General features: G+C 72.4%; 15 protein-coding genes and 1 pseudogene. 7 read left to right on the top strand and 9 right to left on the bottom strand.

The window, feature by feature from the left end:
* Positions 1–27: 27 nt before the first annotated feature.
* Together DZA62_RS23695 and DZA62_RS37675 are read right to left on the bottom strand one after the other, a co-directional pair.
* Entirely contained in the window at positions 28–213 is a 186-nt protein-coding gene (locus DZA62_RS23695) for a hypothetical protein (RefSeq protein WP_116951422.1), read from the bottom strand.
* Between the two features lie 184 nt (positions 214–397).
* Positions 398–619 (bottom strand): annotated as a pseudogene (locus DZA62_RS37675) (hypothetical protein); the annotation flags it as partial.
* 739 nt (positions 620–1,358) lie between these two features.
* Between DZA62_RS37675 and DZA62_RS23685 the strand changes: the two are divergent.
* The 4 genes from DZA62_RS23685 to DZA62_RS23670 all read left to right on the top strand — a co-directional run bounded on the left by DZA62_RS23685 (position 1,359) and on the right by DZA62_RS23670 (position 6,157).
* On the top strand, positions 1,359–2,558 hold the full coding sequence (locus tag DZA62_RS23685) for an NAD(P)/FAD-dependent oxidoreductase (RefSeq protein ID WP_116951420.1): 1,200 nt from the start codon (positions 1,359–1,361) through the stop codon (positions 2,556–2,558).
* A gap of 18 nt (positions 2,559–2,576) precedes the next feature.
* Positions 2,577–3,533 (top strand): sigma-70 family RNA polymerase sigma factor, encoded by a 957-nt coding sequence (locus DZA62_RS23680; protein WP_198664109.1) that lies wholly within the window; start codon positions 2,577–2,579, stop codon positions 3,531–3,533.
* A gap of 174 nt (positions 3,534–3,707) precedes the next feature.
* Complete coding sequence (locus tag DZA62_RS23675; RefSeq protein WP_116951418.1) at positions 3,708–3,992, top strand: hypothetical protein; 285 nt, start codon at positions 3,708–3,710, stop codon at positions 3,990–3,992.
* Positions 3,993–4,738: 746 nt separating this feature from the next.
* Positions 4,739–6,157, top strand: coding sequence for a right-handed parallel beta-helix repeat-containing protein (locus tag DZA62_RS23670; RefSeq protein ID WP_157987861.1), 1,419 nt, complete (start codon positions 4,739–4,741; stop codon positions 6,155–6,157).
* A gap of 348 nt (positions 6,158–6,505) precedes the next feature.
* Here DZA62_RS23670 and DZA62_RS36480 read toward each other — a convergent pair whose 3' ends face one another.
* Positions 6,506–6,688 carry a hypothetical protein gene (locus tag DZA62_RS36480; RefSeq protein WP_198664108.1) on the bottom strand — a complete coding sequence of 61 codons (183 nt, stop codon included), beginning with the start codon at positions 6,686–6,688 and terminating at the stop codon, positions 6,506–6,508.
* A gap of 6 nt (positions 6,689–6,694) precedes the next feature.
* Here DZA62_RS36480 and DZA62_RS23665 point away from each other — a divergent pair, with 6 nt between their 5' ends.
* The gene (locus DZA62_RS23665; RefSeq protein ID WP_198664107.1) at positions 6,695–7,336 is read left to right on the top strand and encodes a sigma-70 family RNA polymerase sigma factor; all 642 of its coding nucleotides are present in this window, start codon (positions 6,695–6,697) and stop codon (positions 7,334–7,336) included.
* A 256-nt stretch (positions 7,337–7,592) separates the two neighbouring features.
* On the opposite strand, the gene DZA62_RS23660 is transcribed toward DZA62_RS23665, so the two are convergent.
* The 6 genes from DZA62_RS23660 to DZA62_RS23635 all read right to left on the bottom strand — a co-directional run bounded on the left by DZA62_RS23660 (position 7,593) and on the right by DZA62_RS23635 (position 13,711).
* Entirely contained in the window at positions 7,593–7,844 is a 252-nt protein-coding gene (locus DZA62_RS23660) for a cold-shock protein (protein WP_116951415.1), read from the bottom strand.
* 67 nt (positions 7,845–7,911) lie between these two features.
* Positions 7,912–8,901: an ABC transporter substrate-binding protein gene (locus DZA62_RS23655; protein ID WP_116951414.1), complete on the bottom strand. Its 990-nt coding sequence runs from the start codon at positions 8,899–8,901 to the stop codon at positions 7,912–7,914.
* Complete coding sequence (locus tag DZA62_RS23650; protein ID WP_116951413.1) at positions 8,898–9,698, bottom strand: ABC transporter ATP-binding protein; 801 nt, start codon at positions 9,696–9,698, stop codon at positions 8,898–8,900. The genes DZA62_RS23655 and DZA62_RS23650 overlap by 4 nt, the downstream gene beginning before the upstream one ends.
* Positions 9,695–10,735 carry a FecCD family ABC transporter permease gene (locus tag DZA62_RS23645; RefSeq protein WP_198664106.1) on the bottom strand — a complete coding sequence of 347 codons (1,041 nt, stop codon included), beginning with the start codon at positions 10,733–10,735 and terminating at the stop codon, positions 9,695–9,697. The genes DZA62_RS23650 and DZA62_RS23645 overlap by 4 nt, the downstream gene beginning before the upstream one ends.
* A 25-nt stretch (positions 10,736–10,760) precedes the next feature.
* A complete protein-coding gene (locus DZA62_RS23640) occupies positions 10,761–12,500 on the bottom strand; it encodes a prolyl oligopeptidase family serine peptidase (RefSeq protein WP_198664105.1) in 1,740 nt (579 codons plus the stop codon).
* Positions 12,497–13,711, bottom strand: coding sequence for a hypothetical protein (locus DZA62_RS23635; protein ID WP_116951411.1), 1,215 nt, complete (start codon positions 13,709–13,711; stop codon positions 12,497–12,499). Before DZA62_RS23635 ends, DZA62_RS23640 begins: the two co-directional genes overlap by 4 nt.
* A gap of 121 nt (positions 13,712–13,832) precedes the next feature.
* On the opposite strand from DZA62_RS23635, the gene amiA reads away from it, so the two are divergent.
* Both amiA and DZA62_RS23630 read left to right on the top strand, forming a co-directional pair.
* Entirely contained in the window at positions 13,833–13,931 is a 99-nt protein-coding gene (amiA, locus tag DZA62_RS37315) for a streptamidine family RiPP (RefSeq protein WP_269813924.1), read from the top strand.
* Positions 13,932–14,068: 137 nt separating this feature from the next.
* Positions 14,069–14,821 carry a hypothetical protein gene (locus DZA62_RS23630; RefSeq protein ID WP_198664104.1) on the top strand — a complete coding sequence of 251 codons (753 nt, stop codon included), beginning with the start codon at positions 14,069–14,071 and terminating at the stop codon, positions 14,819–14,821.
* Positions 14,822–14,855: the final 34 nt, after the last annotated feature.

The raw sequence follows: 14,855 nt of genomic DNA, 5'->3' as shown, positions 1-14,855 counted from the left end.
AGTGTGCTCGACCGGGTGCCCGGATGATCAACCGTGTGCCGCATGCGGCGTACCTACGACTCCTCGCGGCTGGTAGCGCTGGTAGTACCGCCAGGCGACGCCGACCGCGACCAACAGCAGGACGGTCGCCGTGGCGCTGCCCTCGATGCCGAAGTCGCCGCCGGTCAGCCAGTCCGGCGCATCGTCACTCGGACCCAGCGAGAACAGAGCCACATCACGAGCCGTGCCGCTGACCGGAACGCCGAAGAGATTGCCCTGCGCCCAGTTCCAGCCCGTATGGATGCCGGCGACCAGCCACAGCGACCCCTGAGCCAGCGCGAGGAGGCTGAAGAAGATCCCCACGAGCGTGATGTTGAGCAGGACGAAGGGGTGGAAGTCGAGATGCGGCGACTGCGAAGACCACCGAGGTCGCCACCAGTGCGACCCAGCCGGGCAGCTGCACCCCGGCGACCTGCAGCATGTAGCCGCGCGTGACGATCTCCTCTGTCGTGCTCTGCACCGTGAACGTCAGCACCAGCAGGATGACCAGCCAGATCCACGACCAGCCCGGGTACCCGTGCTCGGAGCGGCCGTCGGCGTAGTCGCCGGTCGTGAGCAGGACGACGACCGGGACGGCCATCATCAGCACGCCGATCGCGAGACCGACACCGAAACGGGCCAGCGGCCGGGATCCGCGAAGTCCCACGGACGAGAATGGGCGCCGCTCCTTCCAGACCACCCACGCGAACACCACCAGCAGCGTCGCGGCGTTGCTGACGATCTCGAACACCTGGGCAGGCAGCGATCCGCTGTCCCAGAGCGCCGCGCCGATCGCCCCGACGGCGGTGTACGCCACGAGGACGCCGCCGACGAACACGACGATCCAGCCGAGCCACCAGCGGGTCGGGCGCCGGGCCTCCGTCGCACCCTGCACGAGCCGCGATGCGGTGATCTCCAAGATCACTTCCTCTCGTCACCCCGGCCCATGGACGCCGCACTCGACCCGTACCCCATTCTGCCGCCGCGACCCGCCCGACAAGATCGACATGGCCCAAGAAGCGTCCGTTTCCGCCCATCTGATGCCGGCGGATTGCTCGGTGCACCGTCACCGGGAACGGAGGACCGGGTCCGGTGACGAACGATGCCGGCAGCCCTCGTGCCGGAGACGGACGTGTACGTCGAGCGAACGGCGGCCACACGGGCCCCACCAAGGGCGACGTCGTCGGCGGCAGGTGCTCGCGCGGCAGCGGTCCATCTGACTCGGCGGGCGCTCCCGCTGCGGTGTGTGGACGCACATCATCCGCGGCTCCCTGTCAGGAATCGGGGCGCTGTCCCGCTCAACTCACGAAGAGCCAACACGAACCCGACAGGAGCCTCAGATGAAGCACCGCATCGTCGTTCTCGGCGCCGGCTACGCCGGGGCCTACGTGGCCGGGAACCTGGCCCGCCGGCTATCCACGGGGGACACCGAGCTGACCGTGGTCAACGCCGCGCCCGAGTTCGTCCAGCGTCAGCGGCTGAACCAGCTGGCGGCCGGCCGCGAGGTCGAGGCGCCACCGCTCGCCGATGTCTTCGCGGGCACGGGGATTCGGCTGCGCCTTGCCCGTATCACTGCCGTCGACCCCGAGCGCCGGGTCGTCGCCGTGGCCGACGTCGACGGCGGCGGCGAGGTCGGCTACGACACGCTGGTGTATGCGCTCGGCAGTCACGTCGCAGGCCAGGGCGTCCCCGGCGTGGCCGAGCATGCCTTCGACGTCGCCGGCCGGCCCTCGGCGCTGCGCCTGCGGGAACGTCTGGACGACCTGGACCGCGGGGACGGCGGCGGAAACGTGCTGGTCATCGGCGATGGGTTGACCGGCATCGAGACCGCGACCGAGGTCGCAGAAGCCCGTACCGGTCTGTCGGTGGCGCTGGTGGCCCGCGGCGAGCTGGGTGCCCGGCTCTCGGTCGGAGCCCGCGGCCGCCTGCGTCGCGCCTGCGACCGGCTGGGCGTCGCCGTTCTGGAGCACACCAGCGTCGAAGCCGTCGAGGCCTCGCGGGTGCTGTGTGCCGACGGCACCGTCCTGGCGTCCGACGCGACGGTGTGGACGGCCGGGTTCGCGGTGAGCCCGATCGCCGCCGCCGGCGGGCTGGAGGTCACCGACAGCGGTCAGATCGTGGTCGATCGCACCATGCGGTCGGTCTCGCACCCGGACGTGTACGCGGTCGGCGACAGCGTCTACACCCTCGGCGACAATGGCCGGCCGCTGCCGATGAACTGCGGCTCGGCCGGTTACACCGGCCGGCAGGCCATCGAGGCGATCGTGGGACGCCTGACCGGTCGCGAGATCCCGAACGTCAAGCTGGTCTACCGGTACAACGCCATCAGCCTTGGGCGGCGGGACGGGATCCTGCAGCTGATCGACGGCGCGGCGCAGGCCAGGCCGAGGTACGTGGGCGGGCGGAAGGCCGTGCGGATCAAGGCGGGCATTCAGAAGGGGGCGCTGCTGGGCACCATGCACCCGTCGGCCTTCGGCCTGCCCAAGCGCAGGCGCCGCCTGGCGGCGACGCCGGACGACGCCCGGACGATGGTCGCCTAGCCATCTAGGGTGGTCCGAGTGGACAGCACCGCCACCGATCGCTTCGACACCGGTCGGTTCGAGGCCAGCCGGAACCGGCTGGCCTCGCTGGCCTACCGGCTGCTGGGCTCCGCCGCCGACGCCGAAGATGCCGTGCAGGATGCGTTCCTGCAGTGGCAGACCGCTGACCGGCAGCGGATCAAGGTCCCGGAAGCATGGCTGACCAAGGTCGTCACCAACCTCTGCCTCGACCGGCTCCGCTCGGCGCAGGTCCGCCGCGAACGCACCGCCGGTGCCTGGCTGCCCGAACCGCTGCTGGACGGCGACGCCATGCTCGGCCCGGCCGACTCCTATGAGCAGCGCGAATCGGTCTCCCTGGCGGTGCTGACCCTCATGGAGCGCCTGTCACCGGTCGAACGTGCCGTCTACGTCCTGCGCGAGGCGTTCTCCTACACGCACGCCGAGATCGCCGAGATCACCGAGATCACCGAGTCCGCAAGTCAGCAGCACCTTCACCGGGCCCGGCGCCGCATCACCGCGTCGCGCCCCGGCCGTGGCGGCGAAGTCGACCCGGCATCCGCCCGCAGGGTCGTCGAGGAATTCCTCATCGCCGCGTCCTCGGGCCGCACCGAACCGCTGGTGGCGCTGCTGACCGACGACGCGACCGCCATCTCCGACGGCGCCGGTCTGACCGACACGCTGCTGCGGTACGAGACGCCGCAACGTATCGCAGCCATCGCACGGGCCGGCTTCACACCCACTGCGGCGAAACGCCGATTCGCCGGAGGAACCCTCGCGGCCCACTACGCGCTCGTCAACGGCGCCGCCGCCGTCCTCTTCGTGCTCGGCCACCAGGTCGTGGGCGCCGTGACGTTCGACCTCACAGGTGGCAAGATCACCACCGTCCGCGGCATTGCCGCCCCCACCCGCCTCGTCCGCCTCACCGAGGCATGGCGGCAGCACGAACCGGACGCGCCACTCATCGCCCGGTGGTAACGCCGGCGCGGACGACGGTGCGTATCGAGTCACCGAAACCGGCGCCGGCGGCCGACGACAGATGACCCGAGCCGATGAGATGACCAGGGACAACGCTCGTTGTCGAACCGGTGATCGCGCAGCGCGGATGTGCCATGATCGGGGGCGCCGCAGTTCGGCTATCTCACCGATATCGTGCGCAGCGTCATCGCCTCAGGGCGGTCCGAGGAACTGGCCGGCCGCACCACGATGCACGACCTCGTCGTCGCCCCGCGCCCGGTTCCGGAACCGCCCTACGGTGTCGTGAGGGTCTGCGCACCCAACTCCCTTCGCCGCGCCCGACGCGCCGGGAACGTGCTCATCGTGGAGGAGTCGGTCACCGGTCACGACGACAGCATCGAGCGCCCCGCCGCGGAGGCCGTGCCGCTCTTCTGGCGCTTCATGATCGAGAAGTTCGGCATCGCGCCCATCCACCGTTGACCACCCACGCGTGCCTTCGCCGACCAGGATGACCTGCCCGGATGCGACGAGGTGGTCGTGCCTGCGCGTGCGGCCATCGTGGCGCTGCCCTTGCCGCACAGACGGAGCCCGTCACCCTCACAGGCGTCGAGCTGATCGGCGACGGGGAATGGTCACTGGTCGAAGCGGCCGTCCTGCCCATCGTCTACGAGACGACGGACGGCAGGTGGGGGGTGGATCGGCCGACCATGTCGAGGTGACCTATGAAGACGCTGAGGGTCGTGAATTCGTGGAACGCGACCACCTGTCGATCGGCGTCGTGCCCGAGGGTGAGGACTGCTGGCCTGAGTGATGTCCAGCGATATCCGCTGGGGCGTCTCGTCGCTGGTGGCGCAGGTGTGGGTGCGTCGTCACGCCCCAGCGGCCGGTGGCTCGATCCCTCGCCGGAGCGGGTCGAAGGCGGCCGGCAGCGACCCGTCGGGTAGCGGCACAGCTCGCAATGCCGGCGGGCGCCCGGGGGACCGTCGCGCATTGACCGTGCACACATTCCACGCATAACATCACGATTAGCAACGGAGCTAATACGTATTAAGACTCTCAGGTGCCGGTGGCATCCTCTGGCGTCCGTTGCGGGCCGACGATCTCCAATGGAGGGTGACGAAGTGCCTGAAGCAATCGGACGTCGCAGGGCGTTGACCGGTGCCGGAGCGGGGCTCGCGGGCATCGCGGCCGGAGTGTTCGCGGCCGGGCCGGCGCAGGCTGCGAGCGTGAAGCCGACCGCCCTCGAACCCGGCAGCTTCGTCACGCCTCAGCAGTTCGGCGCAGCGGGAAACGGCACCACCGACGACACCGCCGCCGTGCAGGCCGCGATCGACTCGGTGGTCGGCCGCGGTGATCAGAAGATCGTCGTGTTGCCGCCCGGTGCCTACCTGATCAGCGCGCCACTGCGGGTGAGCAGCAGGCACGGGCGGATGAAGCTGCTCGGCTACGGCACCATGGCCACCCGTACCTCGCAGATCTCGCTGGGCTTCGACGGACCGGCCATCCAGTGGGAGGGCACTCTCGGGCACGTCGAGGGCGTCGCCTTCGTCGCGGTGGGGCAGCGGACCTCGGGGATGATCGGCGTGCTCGTCAAGAAGTCGGCGAATGCCGACGACATGGACTTCCTGGCAGCGTCGTGCAACTTCACCAGCATGCAGGTCGCCGTCCGCCAGGAGGGGCGGGGCCTCTACTTCATCCAGAACCTGGTGGCGCTGGGTGGCACGGGCGTCGAGGTGTCCTGGCCGCAGTCGGGGGTCGAGGGCGGCGGGCCCCACGTGCCGCCCTACGGCCTGCGCAAGTGGATGATCACCGGCAATCACTTCCACACCCCGACCGACTTCGCGATCAAGTTCCACGGCGAGAGCGACGGGCAGTTCCGCGGGGCGATCATCACCGACAATCTGCTGGACATCGGCCGCCGCCTGTTCTGGGGCTCGCTGACGAACTCGACGATCGCCGGCAACATCGTGGAGAACAGCTCTCGCACGGACGGCTGGGACGGCACCCCGCCGGCACCGATCGTCCACATCACGTCCGGCGGTCACGGCGTGACCATCAGCGGCAACCACTTCGGCGGATTCGAGGTGCCGCCGGGCGGCGAGTACACGCCCGACTGGCAGGGGATCTGGCAGATGGGTGAACGGGCGGTGGTCTTCGGACCCGACGCGGCCGTGCACCACACGACGATCACCGGCAACACCATCAGCTGGGTGTGGGGCACGCCGCTGCACGTGGAAGGGTCGCTGTCCGACTCCACGATCACCGCGAACACGTTCGAGGGCTGGAACCAGTCGGGGACGGCCGGCGAGGCCGCGGTACGCATCGACGGCGACGCCACCCGGGTCTCGCTCACGGGCAACGCGTTCGGCGAGAACCCGGCCGGTGAGCCTCCGATCAGAGTGGGCGGCAGCCTGCGCCAAGGCTCGGTCGTGGGCAACACCTACGCGGGCAGTTCGCCGCTGGTGGCGGGCGGCGTCGAGGGCGCCCACATCGAGCTGCTGCCCTGCAAGACCTCTGACCTTCCGGCGCCGGCGGGCCTGACCGGCGCCACCGTCGTCGTCACCGACGCCCGTGGGCAGCGGCCGTCGCTGGCGGTGTCGGACGGCACATCGTGGCTGGTCTCGCCGCCGGGACGGCCGGTCTGAGCCGAGCCGGCTCGAAGGCGACCTCTTCCTGAGCGGACGACGGCCGGTCTGACGCCCGGTGCCCGGGAGCGCTCCCGGGCACCGGGCCGGCCGATGCCTGGACGGCCGCGGCCGGGCGGTCGTAGTGGTACGTAGTCAGCGGCGGCCGGGACAGGTCGGCGCTGCGTCGTCGGACGCCGGTCGCAACGGCGACGTCCAGCCGTATCCGTGCACGTCAGGGGGCGAAGGGCAGCACCGCACGCAGGGCGCTCGCGGCGTCCGACACGGAATGGCGAGGGGTAGACGGACCTTTCTGTTCAGTCCGGCCTTGTCACGAGCGGGTCACTGTGCTTCCGTGGACGTACGTGGTCAAGCAATCGCCACGTCGCCCTCTGCCTGAGAGGTGCAACCCCCATGCGAAGCCACGCAGCAGCGCCTGGCAGTCTCCGGCAGCGACAGCGCGAGCGCTTGACCATGGATCTGCTGACCCGAGCGGCCGCCGCGCACCGAGATGAGCGTCGGCGGCTCCTCGACGAGGTCGTCCTTCTGCACCTCCAGGTGGCTGAGATCATCGCCCGGCGCTACGCGAGGCGGGGCGTCGAACTCGAGGATCTGGTGCAGGTGGCCAACCTCGGTCTGGTCGGCGCCACGCAGCGGTTCGACCCCAGCCTCGGCAAGGACTTCATCTCCTTCGCGGTTCCGACGATCCGCGGCGAGGTGAGGAGGTACTTCCGCGACCACGGCTGGGCGGTGCGGCCGCCTCGGCGTGTGCAGGAGCTGGCCGCCGCGGTGTCGACGGCGACGGACGAGATCACCCAAGCCAACGGCGTCGTCCCGAGCCCGGCCGACCTGGCCCGCCACCTCGGGGTCGAGGTCGCCGACGTCCGTGAGGCGCGCGCCTCGCACGAGTGCTTCACGACGACCTCGCTGGACTACCGCGGCGCGGACGGGGAGGAGACCGCACTCGCGGAGTCGCTCGGCGAGGACGACGGTGGCTTCGCCCGGGCCGAGGCCGTGGCCTGGTTGTCCCCGGCCTGCCGCGCGCTCGAGCCGGGCGACCGGCGCATCGTCTACCTGCGCTTCTTCAGAGGCTTGACCCAACAGGAGATCGGCGCCGAACTCGGCGTGACCCAGATGCAGGTGTCGCGCCTGCTGTCCCGCATCCTCGGCAGGCTGCGCGCGCAGCTCGCCGCACCGTAGGGCGACCGGCGACGCGCGGTCGCACGCAGAACGACACGCCACCCGGAGAGCATGGGAGGGAGCCATTGGAGGTCAGTTCTCGATCTGGTTCGCCTGCAGCGCGGGGGATGAGACGGGTCATCTCGAGCCTGGCCCCAGCTATGAGGTGACCAAGTCCCCGCGCCGGGGTGGCCCCCGCCCAGGCGCGGGGGCGACCCCCCGGTCAGCCTCGCCCTGCCGTGCCGCCCTCGCGTACGAGATCCGGCGGCCCTGCTCGTCAGAGGTCGTTCGGCTTCGCTGCCCGCCGGGTGGGGACCTTGCGGACGTGGGTGGCACGGAAGCGGAAGCTGTCCTGACGTACCTGCTCGTAGGAGAACTCGACCCGATCGCCCGCAGCGAGTTCGCGGAAGCCGTCCATGTCGATCACGCTGAAGTGCACCCAGGCCTCAGTGCCGTCAGGGATGTCCGGCGAGCTGATGGCCCCCCAGCCCTTGTCGGACCTGAAGAACTTCACCGTGCCGATCGCCATACCGAGAGACTTCCCGTGACGGCAGGGCGATACACCGTCGCCGGGCGCTAAGGATCCGTCAAGATCCTCACGATCCCGGGTGGAGCGCCCCGGCGATGAGCTCGACGGCGTCGATGTTGCCCAGGGTGCCGGGGAACAGGTCGCTCGCGGGGACGGCGACGAGGGTGCCGGTGCGGACGGCGGTGACGTCGGGGAAGGTGCGGGCGAGGTAGTCGCGCGTCTGCTGCTCCTGTGCGGGGCTGGACACGCCGAAGACGATCGCCTCCGGGTCCCGGCTGGTGATCTCTTCCGGCGCGATGACGGCGGCGAAGAAGTTCGCGAACTCCGGGGCGTCGGGGTCGAAGACGTTGTCGCCTCCGGCGGTCCTGATGATGTCGGCCTCGACGCCGGCGCCGATGGCGGAGAGCGAGTTGCCCTCGACGAAGAGCTGGGCGACCGTGGGGCGGGGCTTCCCCTCGATCGCGGCTTCGACCGCGGCGAGGCGTTGCTCGGCCTCGTCCGTCAGTTCGTCGGCGCGTTCGGGCACGCGGAAGATGGCACCGAGGTCGGCGATGTCGGTGAGCAGGTCCGTGACGGTCGCGGTGTTGCGCCGTTCGGCGCAGCCGCCCGTGGCGACGTAGGCCGCCGCGCCGTTGCCGGCCAGCTGGTCGAGGCTGGCGAAGCCCTGTTCCGCGGTGAACTCGTACTCCGTCGGCGAGACCACCAGGTCGGGCGTGGCGGCCAGCAGGTCCTCGCGAGCCGGCGGAGCGTCGGTGCTGAGGACGGGGATCGCCGCGGCGTCGTCGGCGAGGTCGCCGGGTAGCGGGTGGGTGGCGGTCTGGGCCTGACCGACGAGGGCGTCGTGGAGACCGAGTCGCAGGAGGAGTTCGGTCTGCGACGGCATCATGCCGACGACTCGCGTGGGTGCGGCGTCGAAGGAGAGCTCCCGGCCGCAGTTCGTGAGCGTCACGGTCTCACCCGTGGCGGTGGCGGCCGGAGCGTCCGGTGTGACGCCGGTTCCGCAGGCGCTCAGTGCGGCGAGGGTGAGGAGAGCGACGGCGGTGCGAGTGCTGTTCATCGGACGGGCGTTCCTTTCGAGACGGGGTGGGGACTCCGGGCATCGAAGATGAGGTGACGGCGCCCGGTGGCGGGGTGCCTGACGGCGGTCGAGTCGACGCCGAAGACGGTGCGGATCGCGGTCGTGTCGAGGACGTCGTCCGGTTCGCCGAGCGCGACGAGACGTCCGTCGGCGAGGACGGCGACGGCATCGCACGATCGGGCGGCGAGATTGAGGTCGTGCAGCGCGACCAGAACGGTCCGCTCGGTCGTGGTGACCAGTTCGAGGAGTTCGAGCTGGTGGGCGATGTCCAGGTGGTTGGTCGGCTCGTCCAGGATCAGCACCGGGGTGTCCTGGGTGAGCGCCCGGGCGAGCAGGACGCGCTGGCGCTCGCCGCCGGAGAGCGCGGCGAAGCGACGTCCGGCGAGCCGGCGGGCGCCGACACGATCGAGGGCGGCCTCGGCGAGGGATATGTCGTGCTCGGAGTCGCGGCCGAAGCCTCGGCCGTGCGGGATCCGGCCGAGCAGGACGAGGTCGAGCACGGTGATCTCGAACTCCTCGCTGTGTTCCTGTGCCATGACGGCGACGCGGCGAGCGAGGTCTCGCCGGCTGAGTGTCGCGGCGTCGACGCCGTCGAACCGGACCCGCCCCGAGGAGGCCCGGCCGATGCCGGACACGGCGCGCAGCAGGGTGGACTTGCCGCTCCCGTTCGGGCCGATCAGCCCGAGGACGGAACCGGACGGAACCGCGATGCTCACGTCGGTCACGACCGGACGGCCGCCGCGGTGTGCGCTGAGCCCGTCGATGTCGACCCTCATCGGCTCATCCCCACGCTGTCGGCGCGGTCGCGCCGGAGCAGCCAGAGGAAGAACGGCGCGCCGACGAGGGCCGTCAGGACGCCGAGCGGTATCTCCGTCGGGGCGGCGACGGTCCGGGCCAGGAGGTCGGCTCCCGTGAGGAACACGGCGCCCCCGAGTGTCGCCACGGGCAGCGTCCGGCGGTGGTCGGTTCCGACGACGATGCGGGCGACATGGGGGATGACGAGCCCGACGAAGCCGATGCCGCCAGAGACCGCGACGACCGAGCCGGTGAGCAGTGCCGCCGCGATCAGGACGCTGCTGCGCAAACGGTTCACGTTGACGCCGAGTGAGGTGGCCGCGTCGTCGCCGGCGAGGAGGGCATTGAGAGCGCGGGCTCGGAATGCCGTGAAGGCGAGGACTCCGAGCAGCGCGGCGGCCGGCAGTGCCAGGTGGGTCATCGTGGCCGCGGAGACGGATCCGAGCAGGAGGAACATGATGCTGAAGACGTTCTGCGCGTCGGTCGTGATGGTGAGGTAGCTCGTCACGGCACTGAACAGTGAGCCGAGGGCGACGCCGGCGAGGATGAGGCGCTGCGGCGCGATGCGGCCGTGGCGCTGCGAGAGCAGGTAGACGGCGGCCGTCGCGAGGAGGGCGCCGAGGAAGGCGGCCGATCCGATCGCGAGCGAGCTCGCTCCGACGCCGAACACGATGAGGGAGACCGCACCGACCCCGGCTCCGGCCGAGACGCCGAGGATGTACGGCTCGGCCAGCGGGTTGTGCACGACGACCTGCATCAGCGCGCCGGCGAGGGCGAGTGCGGCGCCGGTGATCGCGGCGAGCAGGGCGCGCGGCAGCCGGAACTGCCAGACGGCGTTGTCCTGCAGGGCGGTATAGCTGCCGTCCGTCATCCAGGGCATGCCGGGCAGGAGATGGCCGACGACGAGCCGGACGGCGTCGGCGGCGGACACACTGATCGTGCCGACAGCGGCGGAGAGCAGCAGGAGCACGGCCAGCGCCGCGGTGAGCGCAGGGACCAGGACGCGTGCGGCGAGCACGCCACTGGGCTGGAGCGGCACGGGGTCAGCGCCCTTCTCGGTCGGCGGTCGTGGTGATGCGTTCGGCGAAGCCGAGGACGGCCGAGCCGAGCAGATGCAGGCTGTCGAGCTCGTTGCCGCCGTGGCCCGTGCGCGGGGCGCGCCAGATCTCGGCATCCCCGCCGGCCCGGCGCAGCGCGGCGACGAGGCGGACGGTGTCGTCGGGGGCGACGCGGGAGTCCTCGCCGAGCACGATGCCGAGGAAGGCCGGCGGCGCGGCACCGGGCGGGAGCCGCTCGGCCCGATCCAGCGGCGAGATGGCGCGCAGCGCGTCGCGACCGGCCGGGGTGCCGGGGTCGCCGAACTCGCCGGCCCACCGGGCGCCGAGGGGATGGGCGTCGAGGGCCAGCAGGTCCAGGGGCGCCGCGGTGCAGACGACGCCGGCGCAGAGGCCGGGCGCACCGAGCGCGCAGCTCGCGACGACGACCCCGCCGTGCGATGCTCCCGCCAGGACCAGCAGGTCCGGCCGGGTCAGCCCGGCCGCGACGAGACCGCGCGCCGCGGCGGCGAGATCCGCGATGCCGCGCCACTTGTTCGCGCCGCGGCCCGCCTCTCGCCAGGCGGGGCCGTGCTCGCCACCGCCGCGGATCTGCGCGATCGCGTACCGGCCGCCCTGCTCGGCCCAGGCGGGAACGGTGGGCTCGAAGACCGGCAGACTCGGCACGCCGAAGCCGCCGTAACAGGTGAGGAGCAGGGGGAGCGGTCCTACGGCACCGGCGGGTGACGTGACGACGACGTCGATGCTCGTGCCGTCGCCGGCCGCGACCGAGACGGTCTCGGTCCGGACCGGGGAGCGGCGCGCGGGCCCCGGGGCCCCGAGCAGCTCGGCGGCGTGGACGATGCGCGGCGGCAGCGCCGGCCCCTCCAACCGGACCAGGAAGTCCGTCCCGGTGGCCGACACCCCGCTCGCGACGGCGGGCTCGCCGTCGTGGGCGACCGTCCGGTCGGCGATCGCGCGTCCGTGGTCGAGCAGGACGAGCACACTGCGTCCGGCGCGGACCCCCGCGACGAGCACCCGCTCCCCGGTCGCCGCGAGGTCGGTGACGCGGACCGCCGCGTCGCTCCAGCGCCAGAGCTCACGCCCGTCGGACGGGTCGAGCGCCAGCACGCCGATCCCGTCGTCGACGACCACACCCGCGGCGAGCGGCAGGACGCGGACGACACCGGGGAAGGCGCCGAGCGGGCGCCCGGTGGCGCGGTCGACGAGCCGGGTCGGCTCGCCCGGACGGCTCTCGGCGAGCAGGCCGGCAGCACCGCCGGGGAAGATCCGCACCCGCGTTCCCGCCGGCACGGAGGACTCGCGGCGTGCACCGCTCGACACGTCGAGCGTGACGAACCGGCCGGACCCGCTCGCGACGACGTCGAGGGCGGCGGAGTCCGCGTGCCAGCGCACGGGGTCGTAGCGGCAGCGGATCCCGGGGTGCAGCCGCAGTTCGCTCGACGTGGTGTCGACGATGCCGAGCACGGCGTTCTCGTCGGCGCGTTCGGCGACCTCGACGGCGATGCGCCGGCCGTCGGGCGACGGCGTCATCCGCAGGACGTGCCGTTCGGGCTCGACGACCACGCTGCCGTCGGCGACTCGGTAGATCCCGTGCCGGGTACGCCCGGCGAGGCGGCTGAGCGCGTACTCGCCCTGGGGGAGGCCCGGCCGCGGATGCCGCTCCCAGGTCGCGAGCGCGGCGTCGAGGGCCGGCGAGGCGAGCGCGCCGGGGACGAGGCCCGTCATCGGCCGACGGAGTCGGTCTCGGGGGCGGGGTCCGTGGCGAGCCAGAGCAGGTGGCCGCCCTCGGCCAGAGGGCTCGGCACGGCGATCGTCTCGAGGGCGTCCTCCCGGACGACGTGGAGTTCGGCGTCGCCGCCGCGAGTGACGGCGACCGTGGCGCCGGCCGGGTCGAGGGCGACGGCGCGGCGCTGGGCGGGGGCGTCGCCGACCGGGTCCCAGGGGAGCCGGCCGGGCGCCGGCGGCCGCGACATGGGCGGCAGCGCGGTTCTCCAGGCGGTGTGCGGCGCGGGCCCGCCGCGATCGACGAGCGTGACGGCATCGCCGTCCGGGTGGATGGTGGCGACCGCGGCACTGCCGCCGCCGAGGGCGAAGCGGAAGGCGAGCCCCGGCCCGAGGCCGGCGCAGCGTGTGTCGCCCGTGGCCAGGTCGATGTCGACCAGGGTGTTCGTCCACTCAGTCCACGACTCGGGCGCGGCCGGTCCGCCGCGGACCACCCCGACGGCGCGCCCGGTCGCGGGGTCGAAGCGCAGGTAGTACGCGCGCCCGGGCACCGGCCACGGCAGGATGCCGATCGCGCGCGGCCGGCCGTCGTCGACGACGAAACGTTCGATGCCGCGGCTGGTCGCGGTCGCGACGACGCCGCCGCGCTGGTCGACGACGTCGCCGTGGCCGTCGGGAGCGATGTCCGTCGTGACGGCCCCGCGCAGCACGGGCAGGTGGGCGCCGGCAGCGACGGCACGGGTGAGCGGGATCGCCTCGATCGCGCCCGGCTCGCGATGGCGCAGCACGACGACCGGCTCGCCGTTGCTCCGGTCGGTCACGATCCCCGCGCCGGGCTCACCCGTCCTGACCCGGAAGCGGACCGCCTCGTCCCGCGCGAGGTCGACGACGGTGACGACGTCGCTCCACGGCTCGTGGCTCGCCCCCAGGCCCGTGGTGATGACGATATGGCGACCGCCGGCATCGCCGGCCAGGTGCTCACCGGGGATCGCGACGGGGATGCGGCGCTCGCCGTCCGGTCCGCCGACGACCAGGGCGCCGGCCCGGTCCTCGACGTACGCCCAGCGGGCCTTCGCCGGTGCTCCTGCCGGCAGCGTGAGGAAGCCGGCGTGCTCGGCGAGGACGCCGGGACCGATCTCGCGCAACGTGCCGGCCTCGACGGCGTAGGCACGGCCGGCGCGGTAGTCGGCGATGAGGAGCTGTCCGGGGAACATGGGCGACAGCGTACTAGATATTGGGAATTGTTATCGTTATGGTGTTCTCGTTCGCGTCGCGAACCCGCGCCGACGCCGGACGAGTGGCAGGCGCGGCCCCCCAGGTGAAAGGAAGTCCGTCATGGAGAAGCAGGTCGTCGCCGAGATCGAAGAGGTCGAGCAGCTGGCGCATCTGTCCGCCACGCACTCGAACGCGCTCGTCGAGAACCCGTTCGACTGATCTCGTCCCGCGCGTCGTGAGACGCACCGGACACCCGGCCGGGCAGCAGGCGCCTGCTGCCCGGCCGGGGCCCGTCTCGGAAGGTCACCATGACACTGGACTCCCGCGTGATCGCCGTTCCAGGAACTGGGGCGGACGTGCTCCTCGAACCCGCCGGCGGCGGTGTGGTCCGCACGCCGTCCGGGCGGTTCCTCCGGCTGCAGGACCCGCCGCCGGGGCTCGCCGCCGCGCTCGCCGGCGGCCGCGTGGACGACGCGGCGGCAGCGGAGTACGCGGACCTGCTCACCGCCGAGCTGGTGGCGCGCGAAGGTCGCGACGCGGACCGGCGCTGGCCCGCCGCCCGGCGCGACGTGTGCCTCGTCGGCGCCGGGGAGACCGTCGACGCACTGGCCGAGGCGCTCTCCGGATGGGGGATCGAGCCCGTCGCGGGCGGGCCCGACGGGCTCGCGGCGCCGCCGCGGCTGGTGATCGCCGTCGCCGAGACGCCCCGCGAGCGGGCGCACTGGGGCGAGCTCGACACCCTTCCCGCACGCGGGATCGCCTGGCTGCGCGGCTATCGCGAGGGCGAGACCTGTTTCGTCGACCCGCTCGCGGTGACCACCGGCGATCCCGGGTCCGAGCAGGTGCGTCGCCGGCGTCTGGCCGCGAGCTCCGTCCCGCGCGAACTCGCCGTCTGGCAGCGCGCGGTGGCGTCGGCTCCCGCGCCGCTCCCGGTGGCCGCGCGCACCCTGCTGCTCGCCCGCGTGCTCACCGTCGCCCTGGCGTGGGCGCAGGACGCCCCGGCGCTCGACGCCTTCCGGCGCACGCTCTGGAAGCTCGTCGCGCCGAGCATGACGATCACCGAGCACCCGGTGCTCGGGTACGACGAGCCTCCGGCGGGGCGCCGATGAGCGCACCCGGGTCTCCGGCGGCGCAGGAGTGCCG

The organism is Jiangella endophytica (genome assembly GCF_003427025.1).
Taxonomy (GTDB): Bacteria; Actinomycetota; Actinomycetes; order Jiangellales; family Jiangellaceae; genus Jiangella; species Jiangella endophytica.
The sequence above is the reverse complement of the archived record's forward strand: the minus strand, read 5'-3'. Positions and strand labels throughout refer to the sequence as shown.

Excerpts from the sequence above, each read along its gene's own strand:
- DZA62_RS23685 (WP_116951420.1), top strand. The coding sequence starts at position 1,359 with ATGAAGCACCGCATCGTCGTTCTCGGCGCCGGCTACGCCGGGGCCTAC.
- DZA62_RS23660 (WP_116951415.1), bottom strand. The coding sequence starts at position 7,844 with ATGGCGATCGGCACGGTGAAGTTCTTCAGGTCCGACAAGGGCTGGGGG.
- DZA62_RS23655 (WP_116951414.1), bottom strand. The coding sequence starts at position 8,901 with ATGAACAGCACTCGCACCGCCGTCGCTCTCCTCACCCTCGCCGCACTG.
- DZA62_RS23650 (WP_116951413.1), bottom strand. The coding sequence starts at position 9,698 with ATGAGGGTCGACATCGACGGGCTCAGCGCACACCGCGGCGGCCGTCCG.
- DZA62_RS23640 (WP_198664105.1), bottom strand. The coding sequence starts at position 12,500 with ATGACGGGCCTCGTCCCCGGCGCGCTCGCCTCGCCGGCCCTCGACGCC.
- DZA62_RS23635 (WP_116951411.1), bottom strand. The coding sequence starts at position 13,711 with ATGTTCCCCGGACAGCTCCTCATCGCCGACTACCGCGCCGGCCGTGCC.
- amiA (WP_269813924.1), top strand. The coding sequence starts at position 13,833 with ATGGAGAAGCAGGTCGTCGCCGAGATCGAAGAGGTCGAGCAGCTGGCG.